The 17,397-nt window shown below is 61.7% G+C and carries 12 protein-coding genes, 2 tRNA genes and 1 pseudogene; 3 read left to right on the forward strand and 12 right to left on the reverse strand.

The features are described from left to right. Window positions 1-16: 16 nt before the first annotated feature. Both LN996_RS03395 and LN996_RS03400 read left to right on the forward strand, forming a co-directional pair. A complete protein-coding gene (locus tag LN996_RS03395) occupies window positions 17-988 on the forward strand; it encodes a hypothetical protein (protein WP_231338778.1) in 972 nt (323 codons plus the stop codon). Window positions 989-1,128: 140 nt separating this feature from the next. Beyond that, entirely contained in the window at window positions 1,129-2,004 is an 876-nt protein-coding gene (locus LN996_RS03400) for a glycosyltransferase family 2 protein (RefSeq protein ID WP_231338779.1), read from the forward strand. Between the two features lie 39 nt (window positions 2,005-2,043). Here LN996_RS03400 and LN996_RS03405 read toward each other — a convergent pair whose 3' ends face one another. Then, window positions 2,044-2,952 (reverse strand): DMT family transporter, encoded by a 909-nt coding sequence (locus LN996_RS03405; RefSeq protein WP_231338780.1) that lies wholly within the window; start codon window positions 2,950-2,952, stop codon window positions 2,044-2,046. A 117-nt stretch (window positions 2,953-3,069) separates the two neighbouring features. Between LN996_RS03405 and LN996_RS03410 the strand changes: the two genes are divergently transcribed. Then, window positions 3,070-5,064 carry a beta-N-acetylglucosaminidase domain-containing protein gene (locus LN996_RS03410; protein WP_231338781.1) on the forward strand — a complete coding sequence of 665 codons (1,995 nt, stop codon included), beginning with the start codon at window positions 3,070-3,072 and terminating at the stop codon, window positions 5,062-5,064. 124 nt (window positions 5,065-5,188) lie between these two features. On the opposite strand, the gene LN996_RS03415 is transcribed toward LN996_RS03410, so the two are convergent. The 11 genes and pseudogenes from LN996_RS03415 to dnaA all read right to left on the reverse strand — a co-directional run bounded on the left by LN996_RS03415 (window position 5,189) and on the right by dnaA (window position 17,344). Next, window positions 5,189-5,264: transfer RNA gene (locus tag LN996_RS03415), tRNA-Ala, on the reverse strand. Window positions 5,265-5,334: 70 nt separating this feature from the next. Further along, on the reverse strand, window positions 5,335-5,454 hold the full coding sequence (locus tag LN996_RS03420; RefSeq protein WP_231338782.1) for a DLW-39 family protein: 120 nt from the start codon (window positions 5,452-5,454) through the stop codon (window positions 5,335-5,337). A gap of 47 nt (window positions 5,455-5,501) precedes the next feature. After that, a tRNA-Ile gene (locus LN996_RS03425) sits at window positions 5,502-5,575 on the reverse strand. A gap of 113 nt (window positions 5,576-5,688) precedes the next feature. Next, complete coding sequence (locus tag LN996_RS03430) at window positions 5,689-6,393, reverse strand: DUF3566 domain-containing protein (RefSeq protein ID WP_231338783.1); 705 nt, start codon at window positions 6,391-6,393, stop codon at window positions 5,689-5,691. Next, window positions 6,390-9,062, reverse strand: coding sequence for a DNA gyrase subunit A (gyrA, locus tag LN996_RS03435; protein ID WP_231338784.1), 2,673 nt, complete (start codon window positions 9,060-9,062; stop codon window positions 6,390-6,392). The genes LN996_RS03430 and gyrA overlap by 4 nt, the downstream gene beginning before the upstream one ends. A 63-nt stretch (window positions 9,063-9,125) precedes the next feature. Further along, window positions 9,126-11,204 (reverse strand): DNA topoisomerase (ATP-hydrolyzing) subunit B, encoded by a 2,079-nt coding sequence (gyrB, locus tag LN996_RS03440; protein WP_308102693.1) that lies wholly within the window; start codon window positions 11,202-11,204, stop codon window positions 9,126-9,128. Window positions 11,205-11,541: 337 nt separating this feature from the next. Beyond that, on the reverse strand, window positions 11,542-12,096 hold the full coding sequence (locus LN996_RS03445) for a DUF721 domain-containing protein (protein WP_231338785.1): 555 nt from the start codon (window positions 12,094-12,096) through the stop codon (window positions 11,542-11,544). After that, window positions 12,083-13,276, reverse strand: coding sequence for a DNA replication/repair protein RecF (gene recF, locus LN996_RS03450; protein ID WP_231338786.1), 1,194 nt, complete (start codon window positions 13,274-13,276; stop codon window positions 12,083-12,085). Before recF ends, LN996_RS03445 begins: the two co-directional genes overlap by 14 nt. Window positions 13,277-13,299: 23 nt before the next feature. Then, window positions 13,300-14,214, reverse strand: a pseudogene (gene gnd / locus LN996_RS03455) (phosphogluconate dehydrogenase (NAD(+)-dependent, decarboxylating)); the annotation flags it as partial. Window positions 14,215-14,225: 11 nt separating this feature from the next. Next, on the reverse strand, window positions 14,226-15,350 hold the full coding sequence (gene dnaN, locus LN996_RS03460; protein ID WP_231338788.1) for a DNA polymerase III subunit beta: 1,125 nt from the start codon (window positions 15,348-15,350) through the stop codon (window positions 14,226-14,228). 575 nt (window positions 15,351-15,925) lie between these two features. Next, on the reverse strand, window positions 15,926-17,344 hold the full coding sequence (dnaA, locus tag LN996_RS03465) for a chromosomal replication initiator protein DnaA (RefSeq protein WP_026541014.1): 1,419 nt from the start codon (window positions 17,342-17,344) through the stop codon (window positions 15,926-15,928). Between the last annotated feature and the right edge of the window lie 53 nt (window positions 17,345-17,397).

A 17,397-nucleotide genomic window follows, 5' to 3' on the forward strand; every position in this document is an offset into this window, starting at 1 on the left:
GTATCGGGAGGTAGTTGTGAAGAAATCAGACCGTATTGCCCGCGACCTCGAACAATCCGTTGTGACCGGCGTGGATAACGCCCGCGACTGGGCTGCGCCCCGTGTGGAAGCAGCCGTCAACTGGGCTGTTCCGCGTATCCAGCACGGCATTGACACCGCTTCCCCCAAGATCCAAGAGGGGCTGAAGTCCGCTGCGCACAACCTCGCCGACGGCGTTGCAGTGGTTACGCCGCGGATTCAGGATGGACTGGCGCACCTCGCGCCGAAGATCCATGACGCAGTGGAGGACGCAACACCCAGGATCCAGGAGACGCTCAACAAGGCAACTCCGGCGCTTGGCCACGCCCGGGACAAAGTAGTGGACGAATACCTGCCCAAGCTGTCCGAGCAATTGGGCCAGGCATCGGTAGCAGTCCACCACGCCTTGGAGAACGCGCCGGCCCAGGTTGACGCCGTAGCGCAGAAGCTGGTCGATTCCGGCGTCGTGCACAGCGTCCAGGAGCAGGCGCAGGCCACCGGCAAGCAGATCAAGGCAGTGGCGGAGGATGCGACCAAGGCCGTCTCCTCCAAGCTGGGCAAAGAACCGAAGCCCAAGAAGCGCGGCTGGCTGATTGTGACTGTTATCGCCGCAGCCGCTGCCGCCGGTGTTGCCGCATGGAAGGCTTCCAAGCCGGTGGAGGATCCGTGGAAGACGCCTTCCCCGGTCACACCGACGCCCGCTCCGGTACCGGCAACGTCGGCAGCTCCGGCTCCGGCCGATGCTGCTGCGTCAGCCACGGCAGCAGCCACAGCGTCCGGCACCTCGGACATCACTCCGGAAGAAGCAGCAGCTGAGGCTGAGCAGGCAACCAAGGACGCCTTCAAGAACGTTGAAGATTCCACGGCCAAGGTGGCCACCGACGCCAAGACTGCCGTCAAGAACATCGCTGCCAGCCTGCACAAGGACACCGAAGGCACGGACTCCGCTGCCAAAGGTACACAGAACTAACACCTGACGAACCGCCCCACCAGGGCATCAAGTCAGGCAATTGAAGGGATCCCGGCCTCGGCCGGGGTCCCTTCAGTGTTTGCCGGCTTGTAACCAAAGCCTCCATCGGACGCACTGCCACGGGTGTTAGATTTGGAGTGATGTCAGCCGATAGACCCTCTGCGGGTGCCCTTCAGGATGGTCCGGTGCTCCCGGGCGTGTCCATTGTCATCCCGGCGTATAACGAGGAAAGCGTCATTCGCCAGTGCCTCATCGCGGCCATCTACCAGTCCGTACCTGCCGATGAGATCATCGTGGTGGACAATCTGTCCACGGACCGCACGGCCAAAATTGTGCGGCAGATGCAGCAGGAATATCCGGAAAGCCCCATCATCCTCCTGCGGCAGGAAGCCGCGCAGGGCCTGATTCCCACCCGGAATCACGGGCTGAACAACGCCACGGGCGACGTTGTTGGCCGGATCGACGCCGACTCCGTTCTGGAACCCGACTGGGTGGAGCAGGTCCAAAAGGCATTCATGGATCCCTCGGTCGCCGCCGCCACAGGACCAGTGGTCTACTACGACATGCCCATGCGCCGCTTCGGGCTCAAGGCCGACGACAAGATGCGCCAACTCATGTTGCGGCTGGCCAAGCACCAGTACCACTTCCTTTTCGGTTCCAACATGGCCCTGCGTCGCACCGCATGGGAGACCATCCGCGACGAAGCGTGCCTGGACCCCAGGGACGAGATGCACGAGGACATCGATCTCTCGCTGCACCTCTTCGAACACGACCTCAAAGTGCAGTACCTGCCCCAGATGGTGTCCGGCATGTCTGCCCGCCGCCTCGAGGACTCACCTCGCGATTACCGCTACTACGTCCAACGTTTCGACCGGACGTACAAGGCCCACAACGTTAAGAAGATGGCATTGAAAGCGCCCATGGTGGTGTTCTTCTCTGTGTACTTCCCGGCAAAGTTGCTACGGGCCATCCATACGGCCAACACCGCCCAAGGCGCCCGCCGCGGTGGTGTTTAGGCGCCCTGCGCCCCACGGCATACGCACGACGCCGGAACGTCAGTCAGCGCCAAGCTCGGGTTCGCGCCGGTCTGCTTCAGTCCGGCCACGCCGCTGCCCGGCAACGACCACGGCCAGGCCAACAAGAATCAGCGCCAATCCCGCATAGGTGCCCGCCGGCAAGGTCTCATTCAGGAAAATGGCTGCCAGGATTGCAGCACCCGGGATTTCCAGCAGGATGATCATGGACACCAACAAAGGGCTCATCGTGGCAAGCAGATGGTTGAAGGCCGTGTGCCCCACCAGCTGGGCGCAAACGGTGATGGCGATAATGCCAAGCCAGCCTCCGGCGTCGAACCCTGTCAGTGGCTGCGCGCTGAACAAGGCGAGTACCGCCACGATCGCCGCGCACATGCCGTAGCAAAGAGTCGTGTAGGTCCCGGTTCCCATGGATTGACGGGCTTTCCCTCCCGCAAGGGTATAGAGGCCAGCCAGCGCGCCGCCGGCCAGCGCCAGCAGATCGCCCAGCAGGGCCTCAGGAGATGACCCCATGTCGAATCCGGTGATGGCAACCACGCCGCCAAAAGCGATCCCAAGGCCCAACAACACCGGCCAGCGGTGCCGTGTACCCCGGAACATCTGCAACACCGCTATCCATGCCGATTGCAGGCACACCAAGGCCGTAGCGGCCGCAACGGACGTGAGCTGAAGCGCGGTGATGAAGCAGGCGAAGTGGAACGCAAGTGCAATAGCGGCCAGGGCGGACCAGCCAAACTCGCGCCGGGTGATCCTGCCGAATGCTTTTGGCTCACGGATAGCGACGGGAGCAGCCATCACCACCGCACCTATCGCATTCCGCCAAAAGGCGATGGCCAAGGCCGTAACGGAGGTGGCTCCAAGGGTTCCTGCGATGAGTGGTCCGGAAGAGGCAACACCCAGTACGCCGAGGGCAGCAATGAGAAGGGTCACGGATCAACCCTAGTGGGGCGGGGGAGCGCTCCAGCCCTATCTGATGCTCCAACAGTGTGGTTGTCTTGACTCAGCATTCCAGTGAGCCGGTCACGGCGTACCCAAGGGGTTATCTGATTGAACACGGCACCCGTCGGCACCGGCACCAAGCGCCGGCGATCTGTTCTGCTGCTGGTCGCGGCCGGGGTGCTGACGGCCGCGCTCGTTGTTGCCGGGTGGTTCGCTGTTCCACGTGACCGCCCTGACGAGCCCGAAGGAAACAGGGCGGGCGTTCCAAGTATCTTCCCCGTGCCGCAGCACGCCAAGGCCGGAACGGGCAGCCCTGTTCCCTTGAACGGCCACGTGTACGTGGTTGCCCCCGCTGGAACGGATCAAGCCTCCACCGCCGCAGTGCAGGACCTTGTGGCAGGCGCCGGGGGCACGTCGGAGGTGGTGACAGCGCTTGCGAACCCACGCGAAGGGTCATCTGCCATCCATTTGGGCGTGGACTCAGCCGTAGCTCCGGTTCTCAGCGATTTGCAGCTGGACAGCGATGCCACTCTCCGGGACGCTCTTGGGCACGCAGAAGGCTATGTGGTTGCCACAGGACAGCCCGGCGGGATTCCGACGGCCGTGCTGGCAGGACGGGACAACGACGGCGTCTTCCACGCCGTCCAGACCCTACGGCAGGTGCTCAGGGACGGTTCAGTGGTTCCGGTCCTGGTGGGTGACTGGCCGCTGATGGAAACCCGCGGTGTCATCGAGGGCTTCTACGGCACCCCCTGGTCCCATCAGGCCCGCCTGGATGTCATCGAATTCGCGGGCAGGCAGAAGATGAACACTTACATCTATTCGCCGAAGGACGATCCCTTGTTGAGGGAAAGATGGCGGGACCTTTACACGAATCAGGAGCTTGAGGAGCTGCGGGAGCTCATCGACACAGCAGCGGCCAACCACATCCGTTTCAGCTACGCCCTCTCACCGGGAATCGACATTTGCTATTCGCGCGAGGCTGACCTCGATGACGCGGTGGCCAAGCTTGAATCCCTGTATTCGCTGGGTGTCCGTTCCTTCGTGATTCCCCTCGATGACATCGCCACGAAAGTCCAATGTGCCGACGATCTCCGGGAGTTTGGTTCGGGTCAGGCCAACCTGGCAAAGGCACAGGCATCCTTCCTCAACGACGTGAATGCCAAGTTCATCTCTGCCAAGGACGGCGTCCTCCCACTGGAAACGGTTCCCACCTTCTACAACGGCTCCGCGAGCACTCCCTATAAGCGGGAACTTGGCCAGGCGTTGAATCCCGGGATCGTGGTGCAGTGGACGGGTGAGGATGTGGTCTCACACCGGATCACCCTGAAATCAGCGGAAACGGCCGCCGGGACCTACGGGAGCCCTGGCGACTCCCGGCCCATCGTCATTTGGGACAACTATCCTGTCAACGACTTTTCCCAGGATCATCTCTTCCTGGCCCCCGTGATCGGGAGGGACGCCAACCTCCATCAGTCCATCCAGGGCATTGTCACCAACCCCATGATTCAGCCCTATCTGTCCTTGCCAGCCATCTTCAACTACGCGGACCTCTCCTGGAACGGCCCGGCATACAACCCCGCCAAATCCATGAACGCGGCCTTGTCCCTGCTCTCCGGACCCGACCCGGAAGTCCAAGCCGCGGTGCGGGCTTTCGTGGACCTGAACCAGGACTGGCAGGACGACGACCTCACACCATCCGCCCCGGAGCTGCGAGGCGATATTGACCAGTTCTGGACGGATTACGACGCCGGCAAGTCACCATCGGAGGCATTGGGGAGTCGCGCTGGGCTGCTTCAACGGCTTCCCGAACTCCTGCCACGCATGGCGATGCCCGGTTTCGCCCAGGACGGCTCCACGTGGGTTGCAGCGGCGGCAGAGTACGGACGTGGCGTGGAGGCTGCCCTGAACATGCTGGAGGCCGCCAAGCGTGGCGATGCACAGGCCGCCGCCGCAGCCCGCATCAACGTGCAGGGCGCCCTGAAGACAGCCGGGGCAAAGACGCAGCCAACGTTGGAACTTGGCGTGGTGACGCCCGTCCTGGGCAATGGCGAACTGACCGTATTCCTCGAGCGGGCACTGCAGACTGTACCGCCCAGCTAGGAACCGTTGTGTGCGCGAGGCGACCAGCGCCGTCGGAATGATGCTGAGGGAGGCCGAATGTTATCCCCGGGCATCGGGCATTAAAGGCAAAAGTCCCGGTCATTTCTGACCGGGACTTTTCTTATGGTGGAGGCACGGGGACTCGAACCCCGAACCCCCTGCTTGCAAAGCAGGTGCGCTACCAATTGCGCCATGCCCCCATAAGAAGCAACCCGTCAATCATACCCCATGTCCGAGCTGGCAATTACCAGTTCGAATCGGGCCCTTCGGCTAGTCGACCTTGTCGGTTGACTTGCTCCAGACATCCTTCCGGGCTTCGGATTCCTGGGCCTTTTTATAGACCAGGACACCTGCGATTGCCGCTGCCACTAGTACCAGCAACTTCTTCACAAGTACCTCATTCCGGTTCAGTTTTACCTGAACCTCTTTCGGTTCCGTGGGCGTACCAGGACTTGAACCTGGGACCTCTTCGTTATCAGCGAAGCGCTCTAACCGCCTGAGCTATACGCCCCGATGCCTCATCGGGCCGAGATATGACTGTACAGCACATCCCGGCCCGATCTCAAATCGAGGCTTTTCCGCGGAGGTTTTCCGCCGATTTCGGCGTCATTCCGCGGGTTTTTGCTAGTCGTCGGTCAGCGTGACGCCGACGCCGCCAACCAACGTTGCGGAAATGTTATACAGAACCGCTGAGAGCATGGACAGTGCGGTCAGCAAGACCACGTTCACCACGGCAATAATGGTGGCGAAGGATGCAACTTGGCCCAGCGAGGCAATCTTCTTCAGCTCGAATCCACTGCCCTCCGATCCCGCCAGGGTGCCCAGAAGGCTATCCACCTGGTTGAAGATGCCCGTGAGATCCAGCACCGTCCAGAGCACGATGGCAGCAACTACGGTGACGATGCCCAGCGCAACAGACAGCAGGAATGCCATCTTCAGGACTGACCACGGGTCCACCTTGCTGACCAAGAGGCGTGCGCGACGAACCTTGGCCTTGGGAGCAGGCTTCACCAGGCCGGGACCGCCCTGGGCGGGGCGCTGGGCCCCGGAACCCGCGGGGCGCTGGCCGGGCTGAGCCGGTCGTTGCCCGGGGGCGCCGGCAGGACGCTGACCTGCCTGCGCGGGTCGCTGTCCCGGAGCGCCGGCGGGCCGCTGAGCGGAGTTGGTCCCGTTAGCGGGTCGTGCTCCTGTGGCACCGGAACCGGTGGACCCGGTTCCGGGACGCTGCTGGGGCCGTGCAGGGGTTCCTGCCTGTGCGCTGCCCGAGGGCTGCCGGAGTCCGCCGGGGACACCTGTGCTCGGCTTGGGATATGAGTCGGAATTACTCACTCGTTACCTCCGGTGTTGTCTTCGTTCAGCTCCGCGCCCGTTTCGATATCCGGGTCTGCGTCGTTTTCCGTTTCGGCCGTCACGGTCGCCTCGGAGGCGCCGTCGTTTGCAGCCAACGTTACGTCATCGTCGAGTCCGTCTTCGGACTCTTCGCCTTCCAGGCCGCGTTCGCTGTTGCGTGCAACCTCAATAATGCGGTCATTCTTGTCCGGCTTGGCGAAGATGACGCCCATGGTGTCACGGCCCTTGGCAGGGACGCCGGTCACTGCCGAGCGGACCACCTTGCCGCCTTCCATGACTACCAGGACTTCGTCCTCTTCCTGCACGATCAAGGCGCCCACAAGGTCACCGCGGTCTTCAGCAAGCTTGGCTACCTTGATGCCCAGGCCGCCACGGCCCTGCAGGCGGTATTCGTCCACTGCGGTCCGCTTGGCGTAGCCACCCTCAGTAACGATGAAGACGAAGGAGCCGTCCTGGACCACATCTGCGGCAAGCAGTTCGTCGTCTTCACGGAACTTCATACCGGTTACACCCGAGGTAGCCCGGCCCATGGGGCGCAGTGCGTCATCGGTGGCTGTGAATCGGATCGACTGGCCCTTGCGTGAAACCAGAAGCAGGTCATCGGTCTCGCTGACCAGCTGGGCGGAGACCAACTCGTCCTCGTCGCGCAGGTTGATCGCGATGACACCGGCGGTGCGGTTGGTGTCATAGTCCTCCAACCTCGTCTTCTTGACCAGTCCGTTCTTGGTGGCGAGCACCAAGTACGGAGCCTGCTGGTAGTCCCTTAGGTCAAGAACCTGGGCGATGTGCTCATCCGGCTGGAAGGCCAACAGGTTGGCGACGTGCTGGCCCTTGGCATCACGGCCGGCTTCAGCGAGCTCGTAAGCCTTGGCACGGTAGACGCGACCCAAGTTGGTAAAGAACAGCAGCCAGTGGTGGGTAGTGGTGACGAAGAAGTGCTCAACGACATCGTCGCCTCGCAACTGCGCACCCTTGATCCCCTTGCCGCCACGCTGCTGGGAACGGTAGTTGTCGCTGCGGGTGCGCTTGACGTACCCACCGCGCGTAATGGTGACGACCATTTCCTCTTCGGGAATCAGGTCTTCCATGGACATGTCGCCGTCGAAGCCCATCAGGATGTGCGTCCGGCGGTCATCTCCGTGCTTGGCGACGATCTCCGCGAGTTCCTCGCTGATGATCTGGCGCTGGCGTTCCTCGGAAGCCAGGATCGCGTTGTACTCCTCGATCATCGCTTCGAGCTCGGAGTGACGATCCTGGATCTTCTGGCGTTCCAGGGCGGCCAGTCGGCGCAACTGCATGTCCAGGATGGCGCGGGCCTGGAGTTCATCGATCTCCAGCAACCCCATGAGGCCTTCGCGGGCAGCTTCTGTGGTGTTGGAAGCGCGGATGAGGGCAATGACCTCGTCCAGCATGTCCAGTGCCTTGAGGAGTGCACGCAGAATGTGCGCTTCTTCCTCGGCCTTGCGAAGGCGGTAGCGGGTACGGCGTGCAATGACGTCCATCTGGTGCGCAACCCAGTGGCGGATGAAAGCATCCAGGCTCAAGGTGCGCGGGACGCCGTCGACAATTGCCAGCATGTTCGCCGAGAAGTTGTCCTGCAGCTGCGTGTGCTTGTAGAGGTTGTTCAAGACCACCTTCGCCACGGCGTCGCGCTTGAGCACGATCACCAGGCGTTGGCCTGTTCGGCCGGAGGTTTCATCGCGGAGGTCTGCGATGCCCTGGATCTTGCCGTCCTTGACCAGTTCAGCAATCTTGATGGCAAGGTTGTCCGGGTTGGCCTGGTAAGGAAGTTCGGTGACCACCAAGCAGGTGCGGCCCTGGAGTTCCTCGACATTGACCACGGCCCGCATGGTGATGGAGCCACGCCCGGTACGGTACGCATCCTCGATGCCCTTGTGGCCAAGGATGGTGGCACCAGTTGGGAAGTCGGGTCCCTTGATGCGCAGCAACAGTGCTTCGAGGAGCTCCTCGCGGGTGGCGGTGGGGTTCTCAAGCGCCCACTGCACACCCTCTGCGACCTCGCGAAGGTTGTGCGGCGGAATGTTGGTGGCCATGCCGACGGCGATGCCTGAGGAGCCGTTGACCAGCAGGTTGGGGAAACGCGCCGGCAGGATGGTCGGTTCCTGGTTCTTGCCGTCATAGTTGTCCTGGAAGTCGACGGTTTCCTCGTCGATATCGCGGACCATTTCCATGGCCAGTTGGGCCATCTTGGTTTCGGTGTAACGCGGTGCGGCAGCGCCGTCGTTACCGGGCGAACCGAAGTTGCCCTGGCCAAGTGCCAGCGGGTACCGCATGGTCCAGTCCTGGATCAGGCGGACCAAAGCATCGTAGATCGCCATGTCACCGTGCGGGTGATAGGTACCCATGACATCGCCCACCACGCGGGCGCACTTGTTGAAAGAGCGGTCGGGGCGGTAGCCGCCGTCGAACATTGCGTACAAAACGCGGCGATGCACCGGCTTCAGTCCGTCACGGACGTCAGGGAGGGCGCGGCCCACAATAACGGCCATGGCGTAGTCCAGGTAGGACCTCTGCATTTCCGTCTGCAGGTCCACCTGCTCCACGCGGTCGGTCAGCACATCACCCTCAAGAACAACATCCTCTGCGTCATTCGATTCCGCCGGGACTTCGGGAGTTTCGTCACTCATAATCTAAGGTTTCCGTTTCAGGTATATGTCAGTTCTGGAATATTCAGATGCCCTTGTGGAGCCCTAGATATCGAGGAACCTGACGTCCTTGGCGTTCTGCTGGATGAAGTTACGGCGCGATTCAACGTCCTCGCCCATCAAGACAGAGAAGGTCTGGTCAGCGGCCAGTGCATCATCCATGGTGACCTGCAACAGGGTGCGGCGATCGGGGTCCATGGTGGTATCCCACAGTTCCGTGTAGTCCATCTCGCCCAGGCCCTTGTAGCGCTGGATGCCGTTGTCCTTGGGGAGTCGCTTGTTCATGGAAGCACCCTTGCGGATGGTTTCATCTCGTTCGCGGTCGCTGTAGACGTAATCGTGGGCCGCGTTGGACCACTTGATCCTGTACAGCGGGGGTTGGGCCAGGTAGACGTAGCCGTTCTCGATGAGCGGACGCATGTAGCGGAACAGCAGAGTCATCAACAACGTGGTGATGTGCTGGCCGTCAACGTCAGCATCGGCCATGAGGACGATCTTGTGGTACCGCAGCTTGGAAATGTCGAAGTCTTCGCCGATGCCTGTACCGAAGGCGGTAATCATCGACTGGACTTCGGCGTTGCCGAGGGCCTTGTCCAGGCGGGCCCGCTCAACATTCAGGATCTTGCCGCGCAGTGGCAGGATGGCCTGGGTCTCCGGGTTGCGTCCACGCTTGGCCGAACCACCTGCGGAGTCACCCTCCACCAGGTAAACCTCGCAACGCGAAGGATCCTTCGAGGAGCAGTCGGAGAGCTTGCCGGGCATACCGAAGGATTCCAGGGGGCTCTTCCGGCGGGCGTTATCGCGGGCCTTGCGGGCCGCCATGCGTGCCTGGGCAGCGGAAATGGCCTTGCGGATCACATCACGTGCGGGGCCGGGGTTGCGTTCCAGCCAGTCGCCCAGCTGATCCGTGACAACGCGCTGGACGAAGCCCTTCACCTCGGAGTTGCCCAGCTTGGTTTTGGTCTGGCCTTCGAACTGAGGCTCGGAAAGCTTGACGGAAATAACGGCCGTCAGGCCTTCACGAATGTCATCACCGGTGAGGTTGTCTTCCTTTTCCTTGATGATGCTCTTCTCGCGCGCATAGCGGTTGATCAGCGAGGTCATCGCGGCGCGGAAGCCTTCTTCGTGCGTTCCGCCCTCATGGGTGTTGATCGTGTTTGCGTATGTGTGGACGCTTTCGGAGTACGCGGTGGTCCACTGCATGGCGACCTCCACGGCGATGTGCCGCTCCGTGTCTTCGGTTTCGAAGGCGATGACGTCCTCGTGGACGATTTCGACCTTCTTGTTCGAGTTCAGGTGCTTGACGTAGTCCAGCAGGCCGTCCGGGTATTGGTACACCACTGTGCGGTGCTCGGCGGCGACTTCGCCTTCGGTGGCAACGGCGTCGAGGTCGAGGTCATCATCACCGTCGCGGTTCACCGGGCGCTCGTCCGTCAGGGTGATCCGCAGGCCCTTGTTGAGGAAGGCCATCTGCTGGAAGCGCGCACGAAGCGTCTCGAAATCGAACTCAGTGGACTCGAAGATAGTCCCGTCCGGGTAGAACGTCTGGGACGTACCGGTGACGTCAGTGGCTTCACCCTTGACGAGTTCGCCCTGGGGCTTGCCGCCGTCGGCGAAGGTCATACGCCAAACGTGGCCTTGCCGGCGGACTTCCGTGTCCACGCGGCGGGACAAGGCGTTGACCACGGAGATACCCACACCGTGGAGGCCGCCGGAAACCGCGTAGCCGCCGCCGCCGAACTTACCGCCGGCGTGAAGGATGGTCATGACCACTTCAACCGTTGGCTTGCCTTCGGTCGGGTGAATGTCTACGGGAATACCGCGGCCATCATCAACAACGCGGACGCCGCCATCGGCACGGAGAGTGATTTCGATGTGGCTGCAGTAACCAGCCAGTGCCTCATCAACAGAGTTGTCCACCACTTCATAGACCAGGTGGTGCAAGCCACGAGGACCGGTGGAACCGATGTACATGCCGGGGCGTTTGCGCACGGCTTCGAGGCCCTCCAGCACGGTGATGTCGCTGGCACCGTACTCCCTGGGCGCCTCAGTGGGCGTGTCAGGCTTGGGAACAGTCTCCTCTTCGGGCTCTACTGCCAAGGTCTCTGCATTGTCGTTAGCCACAGGCGCTTTCGACTCCTCTGTACTCGATGTCGGCCGTTCCCGGTGTTGCCCACGGCGAACCGCGGCCGCCAACGGGCACGTGACTGATTGCGCCGATTAATCCGACGAAGGGGGTCCCTATGCCACGCGAGTGGATCCAGTACCCCAACGACGTTTCACCGGCGCTCAGTGATCTACGCCAATTCTATCGTGGATACGCTCGAATCCTTGCAAATACGGGGGCAGCCGAGAGCTGAATATGGCCGTAGGAGGCCACTGGTCCTATCTGCAATCGCCCTACGGTGGTCCCGATGGGGGCCTATACGACTCAGGGGCGTTGATTCGCCCTGCACGCCGTTTAGCCGTAAGTATCCCTCGGGCCCCGACCGTTGACGCTGCGCCCGCCTTTTCGCCAACTTGGAGCCGACGGGCCCAGCACCTGGATACTGGTGACCACGCCTTCTCCAAGCTCATTGCGGAACATCTCCAGGAGGCTCGTGCTCAGCAAACGCAGTTGGGTGGCCCAAGCCGTTGAATCGCAACGGACATGGAGAGTGGTGTCCGTGAAGCTCTCCGGCGTGCAATGTGCCGAGATGTCCCCTCCAACCAAGGTTTCCCATTCCGCCATCACCGAGCCCACGGCCACAGGCGATGTCCACCCGCGTTCGGCCACCAATCGGCCAACGACATTTCCGAGGCCCAAGGGGTCCCGTCCGCTGCCGTGGAATTGCGCGAATCCCCTGGTATCCCGGATGCCCTTACGCTTCGGGGCAGACCCAGGTCTGGGGGCCCGTTGCCTCACTTCACCGCGGGCGGCAGCAGCCTCCCGCATCCGGTTCAGCGCCGCTTGGGCAGCATCGATCTCGTCCGGATCGCGTCCGGGCTGAAGTCCGTCGCGGCTATCCTTCGCCATCGATGCCTCCCGGAACAACGGTTACGCGCCGTCCGGCCAGCTCCTCAGGGATATCGGCATCGACGGCGGCAGTCACCAACACCTGCTCGGCGCCAGCCACTATTGCAGCCAGTTTACGCCGGCGCTGGACATCCAGTTCGGCGAAAACGTCATCGAGGATGAGGATCGGAGCGGTGCCTCCGGTGCGGGCATCGTCCAACATCACGTAGTAGGAAGCGAGCCGGAGGGACAAGCACATGGACCATGTTTCACCGTGGGATGCATAGCCCTTGGCAGGAGCTTGGCCCAAAGTGAGCTCCAGTTCGTCACGATGCGGGCCCACCAGGGAGATGCCCCGTTCCAGTTCCTTCTTCCGTGATGCTGCGAAGGCCTGGATGTAGCGTTCAGTGAGTTCATCCACGGACAGGAGCCGAAGGTCGTCAACCGACGGCGAAGGTTCCGTTCCGTGGTCCGCCGGGCCGCCGTCGTCGTCCAGGACGCCCTGGATGGTTGAGCGGTAGACCGCACCCGCCTCTTTGGATCCGTCGGTGAGCTGTGCGTAGGCGCTGTTCAGATGGGGACGCAATCTTTCCACGAGTTCGAGCCGGGCGTGGAGTAGTTCCGCGCCGGCGCGGGCCATGTGCTGGTCCCAAACGTCCAGGGTTGCCTCATGGCCGGCCGTGAATTTCCCGGCCCGCGCCGATTTCAGCAGGGCATTACGTTGCTTCAGGACGCGATCATAGTCGCTGCGGGTTGCAGCATGCCGCGGAACAAGGCTGACCAACAGTTCATCCAGGAAGCGCCTGCGGTTCGAAGGGTCTCCCTTGACCAACGCCAGATCTTCGGGTGCGAACAAAACAGTTTGGCAGATGCCCAGGATGTCCCTTGCCCGGACCGGATTGCTGCGGTTGATACGGCCCCGGTTAGCCCGGCCGGCATTGATTTCAAGCTCAATGACCGTTGATTGCTCTCCACGGACAAGCCTGGCGCGGATCATCGCGCGCTCGGCGCCGAACCGGAGCAGGGGCGCATCTGTGCTCACCCGATGTGAACTCAGCGTGGCAAGGTACCCGATGGCTTCCATCAGGTTGGTCTTGCCAATCCCGTTGGAACCGACCAGGACCGTCACGCCGGGGCCGAGCTTCAGGTCAACCTGTGCGTAGCTGCGGAAATCCGTCAGCGAAAGATGTTCGAGGTACACGCCGTTTGCAGGACTCCTGCGGCCTAGTTGGCCGGACGGGTGGCGTGTCCGCCGAACTGGTGGCGCAAGGCAGAGACCATCTTCATGGCCGGCGAGTTGTCCTCACGGGAAGCAAACCGAGCGAAGAGCGCGGCGGTGATGGCCGGAGCCGGCACTGCGTTGGCGATCGCTTCCTCCACGGTCCAGCGACCCTCGCCGGAATCCTCGACGTAGTCGTCGATCGAGGCCAGGCCCGGATCCTCATCGAGTGCCTTGACCATGAGGTCCAAGAGCCATGAGCGCACAACGGTACCTTTTTGCCAGGCCCGGAAAGTTCCCGGAAGGTCCTTCACGATGTCCTTTGCCGCCAGCAGTTCGTAACCCTCTGCGTACGCCTGCATAAGGCCGTATTCGATGCCGTTGTGGACCATCTTCGCGTAGTGGCCTGCACCGACACCGCCAACGTGGACGAAGCTGTCGGCGCGTTCGCCTTCAGGCCGGAGGGCATCGAACACCGGCAGAGCCAGTTCGATGTCTTCATCGGCGCCGCCGGCCATCAGGCCGTAACCATTTTCGAGGCCCCAAACACCGCCGGAAACACCACAATCCGCGAATCGGATGTTCTTTTCGGCAAGTGCTGCAGCGTGCTTCTGGTCTTCGGTGAAACGCGAGTTCCCGCCATCGATCACCAAGTCGCCAGGGCTCAGTTTCTCACCCAGTTCGGTCACTACGGCGTCGGTGATCGCGCCTGACGGCACCATGACCCAGACCAGTCGGGGAGTGGGAAGGGCCGCGATGAGTTCATCTACGGAAGCAACATCAGTGACGTCCGGATTGCGGTCGAAACCAGTGACTTCGATGCCGCCGTTCCGCATGCGCTGGCGCATGTTGAAACCCATTTTTCCGAGGCCGATCAGACCGATGTGCACAGTGTGAACTCTTTTCTGCGAAGGTGGCGGGTACGTTTCGGCTAGTTGGGGAGGCGGACCGGCATCACGAGGTAGCGGTAGTCGTCCTGGTCTTCGCCGTCCGCTTCAGCCTGGGCCGTGATCATGGCGGGCTTGGGGGCAGTGGTGAAGGAGAATCGAACGAATTTGGTTTCGATGACGCTCAAGCCCTCAACGAGGTAATGCGGGTTGAAGGCCACGGTGATGTCTTCACCGGAAAGCTGTGCTTCAAGTTCTTCGGAAGCCTGCGCGTCTTCACCGGTACCGGCGTCGAGGTTCAAAAGTCCTTGCGTGAAGGCGAGACGGACCGGGGTGTTCCGCTCGGCAACAAGCGAAACACGACGAACTGCTTCGACCAATTCCTGGGTCTGAACAGTTGCATGGATCGGGGTGGAGTCCGGGAACAGGGAGCGGATCTTGGGGTAGTCGCCGTCCACCAGGAGCGAGGTGGTGGTGCGTCCGCCACTCTCGAAGCCGATGAGCCTGCTGTCGTCGTCTGCGAGGGCAAGGTTGATGTCGCCGCTGCCACCAAGGGTCTTGGCTACTTCGTTCAACGTCTTGGACTTGACCAGGGCACTTGTCGAAATGCCGGGAGTGACAGGCTTCCAAGGGACTTCACGCATGGCCAGACGGTAACGGTCCGTTGCCAGGAGCGTAATGAGGTCGTCCTCGATCTCCATGCGCACACCGGTGAGGATCGGCAAGGTGTCGTCCTTGCTCGCTGCGATGATCACCTGGGACACGGCCTGCGCGAAAGCATCCCCGGGCAGCGTGCCACTGATGGCAGGCAATGCCGGCAGTGCCGGGTATTCGGCCTCGGGCATGGTGGCCAGGTGGAAGCTGCTTCGACGGCACGTGAGAGTGACTTTGCTGCCATCAGTCTCGACTTCGACGGGAGCGGAGGGAAGGCTGCGGCAGATATCTGCCAACAGGCGTCCGGAAACGAGGATTGTGCCCTCAACGGCGATATCCGCCGGAATTTCCAGGCGTGCGGAAGTCTCGTAATCGAAGCTTGAGAGGCTGACGGTTCCTGCCTCGGCTTTGAGGAGGAGGCCGGAAAGCACAGGTACGGGCGGCCGCGGAGACAACGACCGCGCGGTCCACGTAACGGCTTCTGCCAGGACGTCGCGGTCGACTCTGAACTTCACGGAGGGGTGCCGCCTTTCATTGCTGCTGCCATGTAGTAGCTGCGGATTCCTGCTTGGAAGCCGCTAAATCTTCGCAGTCCGGCACCGGAACCTGCATGGTCCGCGCTGAGCGAACTACAAACAGACCCAGGGATGGGAGCGCTGCTGACAGCTTAGCCGGAAGATCCGCGATTAACCCATCCCCGACCGGGCGGAGCCCTCCTCTGTGGACAGCCGGAGGGTGGCATTGGCCAGGCCGTTGGTCTGTCCTCGGGATGGTCGGGTGGGTGGCAGAACGAGATTGTTATTTGAGGGATTTCAATTTTTTGGGATTCGTAGTGTTAATAACTGCTGTGGAAACTGTGGATAACCCGATCCCACCGCGTCGTTCCGCGGTTAAGCCCTGTTCACGGATTGTGTGTTAACTGGGTTTTAAACAGGGTGTGGATGGGGACAACTCCCAGGCCCGTTTTTAACGATCCACAGACGGCTTAAGGGTTTTAAGCCCATTAACCGCGCTTGTCCCCTTAAGTATCCACAGGCTTATCCACATGCGCCTGTTAATAAGGTATGTAGTGCCGGGAGCGATGTGGAATTCAGGAGTCCCGCTGCTGCTGTTTGATCCGGTTGGTCAGCTCGGTGACCTGGTTGTAAATCACACGACGCTCTGCCATCAGCTCGCGGATCTTGCGGTCAGCGTGGATGACGGTGGTGTGATCGCGCCCGCCGAGCTCCTGCCCGATCTTCGGCAAGGACATATCCGTCAGTTCGCGGCACAGGTACATAGCGATCTGTCGCGCTGTCACCAACGTGCGGGTTCGGGACTTGCTGCAGAGCTCTTCCATGCTGAGCTTGAAGTAGTCAGCCGTCTGGTCAAGGATCTGCTTCGCCGTGATTTCCTGGGCACCGTCGTCGGTGATGAGGTCCTTGAGAACCATTTCAGCCAGGGCAACGTCCACCGGCTGGCGGTTGAGGCTTGCGAATGCGGTGACGCGGATGAGGGCGCCTTCGAGTTCGCGGATGTTGCTGGAGATCTTTGACGCGATGTATTCCAGGGCATCGTCCGGCGCCGAAAGGCCTTCGCTCAGGCCCTTCTTGCGGAGGATGGCGATGCGGGTTTCGAGTTCGGGCGGCTGGATGTCCGTCAGCAGGCCCCACTCGAAGCGGGACGTCATGCGGTCCTCGAAGCCGGCGAGCATCTTGGGCGGCTGGTCGGAGGTGATGACAACCTGCTTATTGGCGTTGTGCAGGGCATTGAACGTGTGGAAGAACTCTTCCTGGGTCCGGTCCTTGCCCGCCAGGAACTGGATGTCATCAATCAAAAGCACATCCACGTTGCGGTACGTGGTCTTGAAGCTGGTGCCCTCATCATCACGGATGGAGTTGATGAAGTCGTTGGTGAACTCTTCGGAGTTCACGTACCGGACCCGGATGCCGCTGTAGAGCCGGCGGGCGTAGTGTCCGATTGCGTGCAGCAGGTGGGTCTTGCCGAGCCCCGAGTCACCGTAGATGAACAGCGGGTTGTACGCCTTGGCAGGCGCTTCGGCGACGGCGACGGCGGCCGCGTGCGCAAAGCGGTTCGAGGAACCGATGACGAAGGTATCGAAGATGTACTTCGGATTCAGGCGACCAAACTCATGCGAGGTGCTGGGCGGAGTAGGCTGCGGCTTCGGCTCGGCGAAGTCGGACACTGCGGACAGCTCGACGACGGGTTCCGGCTCTGCATGGACGGGCACCAGATCGGTGTCTACGTCGATGGCGCAGCGGATGTCATCCGAGAAGACGCTGCGGAGGGCATCGTCCAGGGCATCCTTGACCTGCGTCTGCAGGACTTCGCGGGTGAGTTCATTGGGAACGGCCACCAGCAAGGTGGAACCGATAAGGCCCTGTGCCTGGGCGAGGATGACGAAACCGCGCTGACGGGGTGAAACCCGGTCGTCCTGTTCCATGAGGCTCAGCACCCTGCGCCAGGAACTTCCGACAGTGTTGGCGTGGTTGGCTTCGTCTACTGTCATCAATCAGTTCCTAAATACTTGCTTGCCGGCGTTGCTGGCAGCCGAAGTCTCTC

Source organism: Arthrobacter sp. AK01, from assembly GCF_021109375.1.
Taxonomy (GTDB): Bacteria; Actinomycetota; Actinomycetes; order Actinomycetales; family Micrococcaceae; genus Arthrobacter.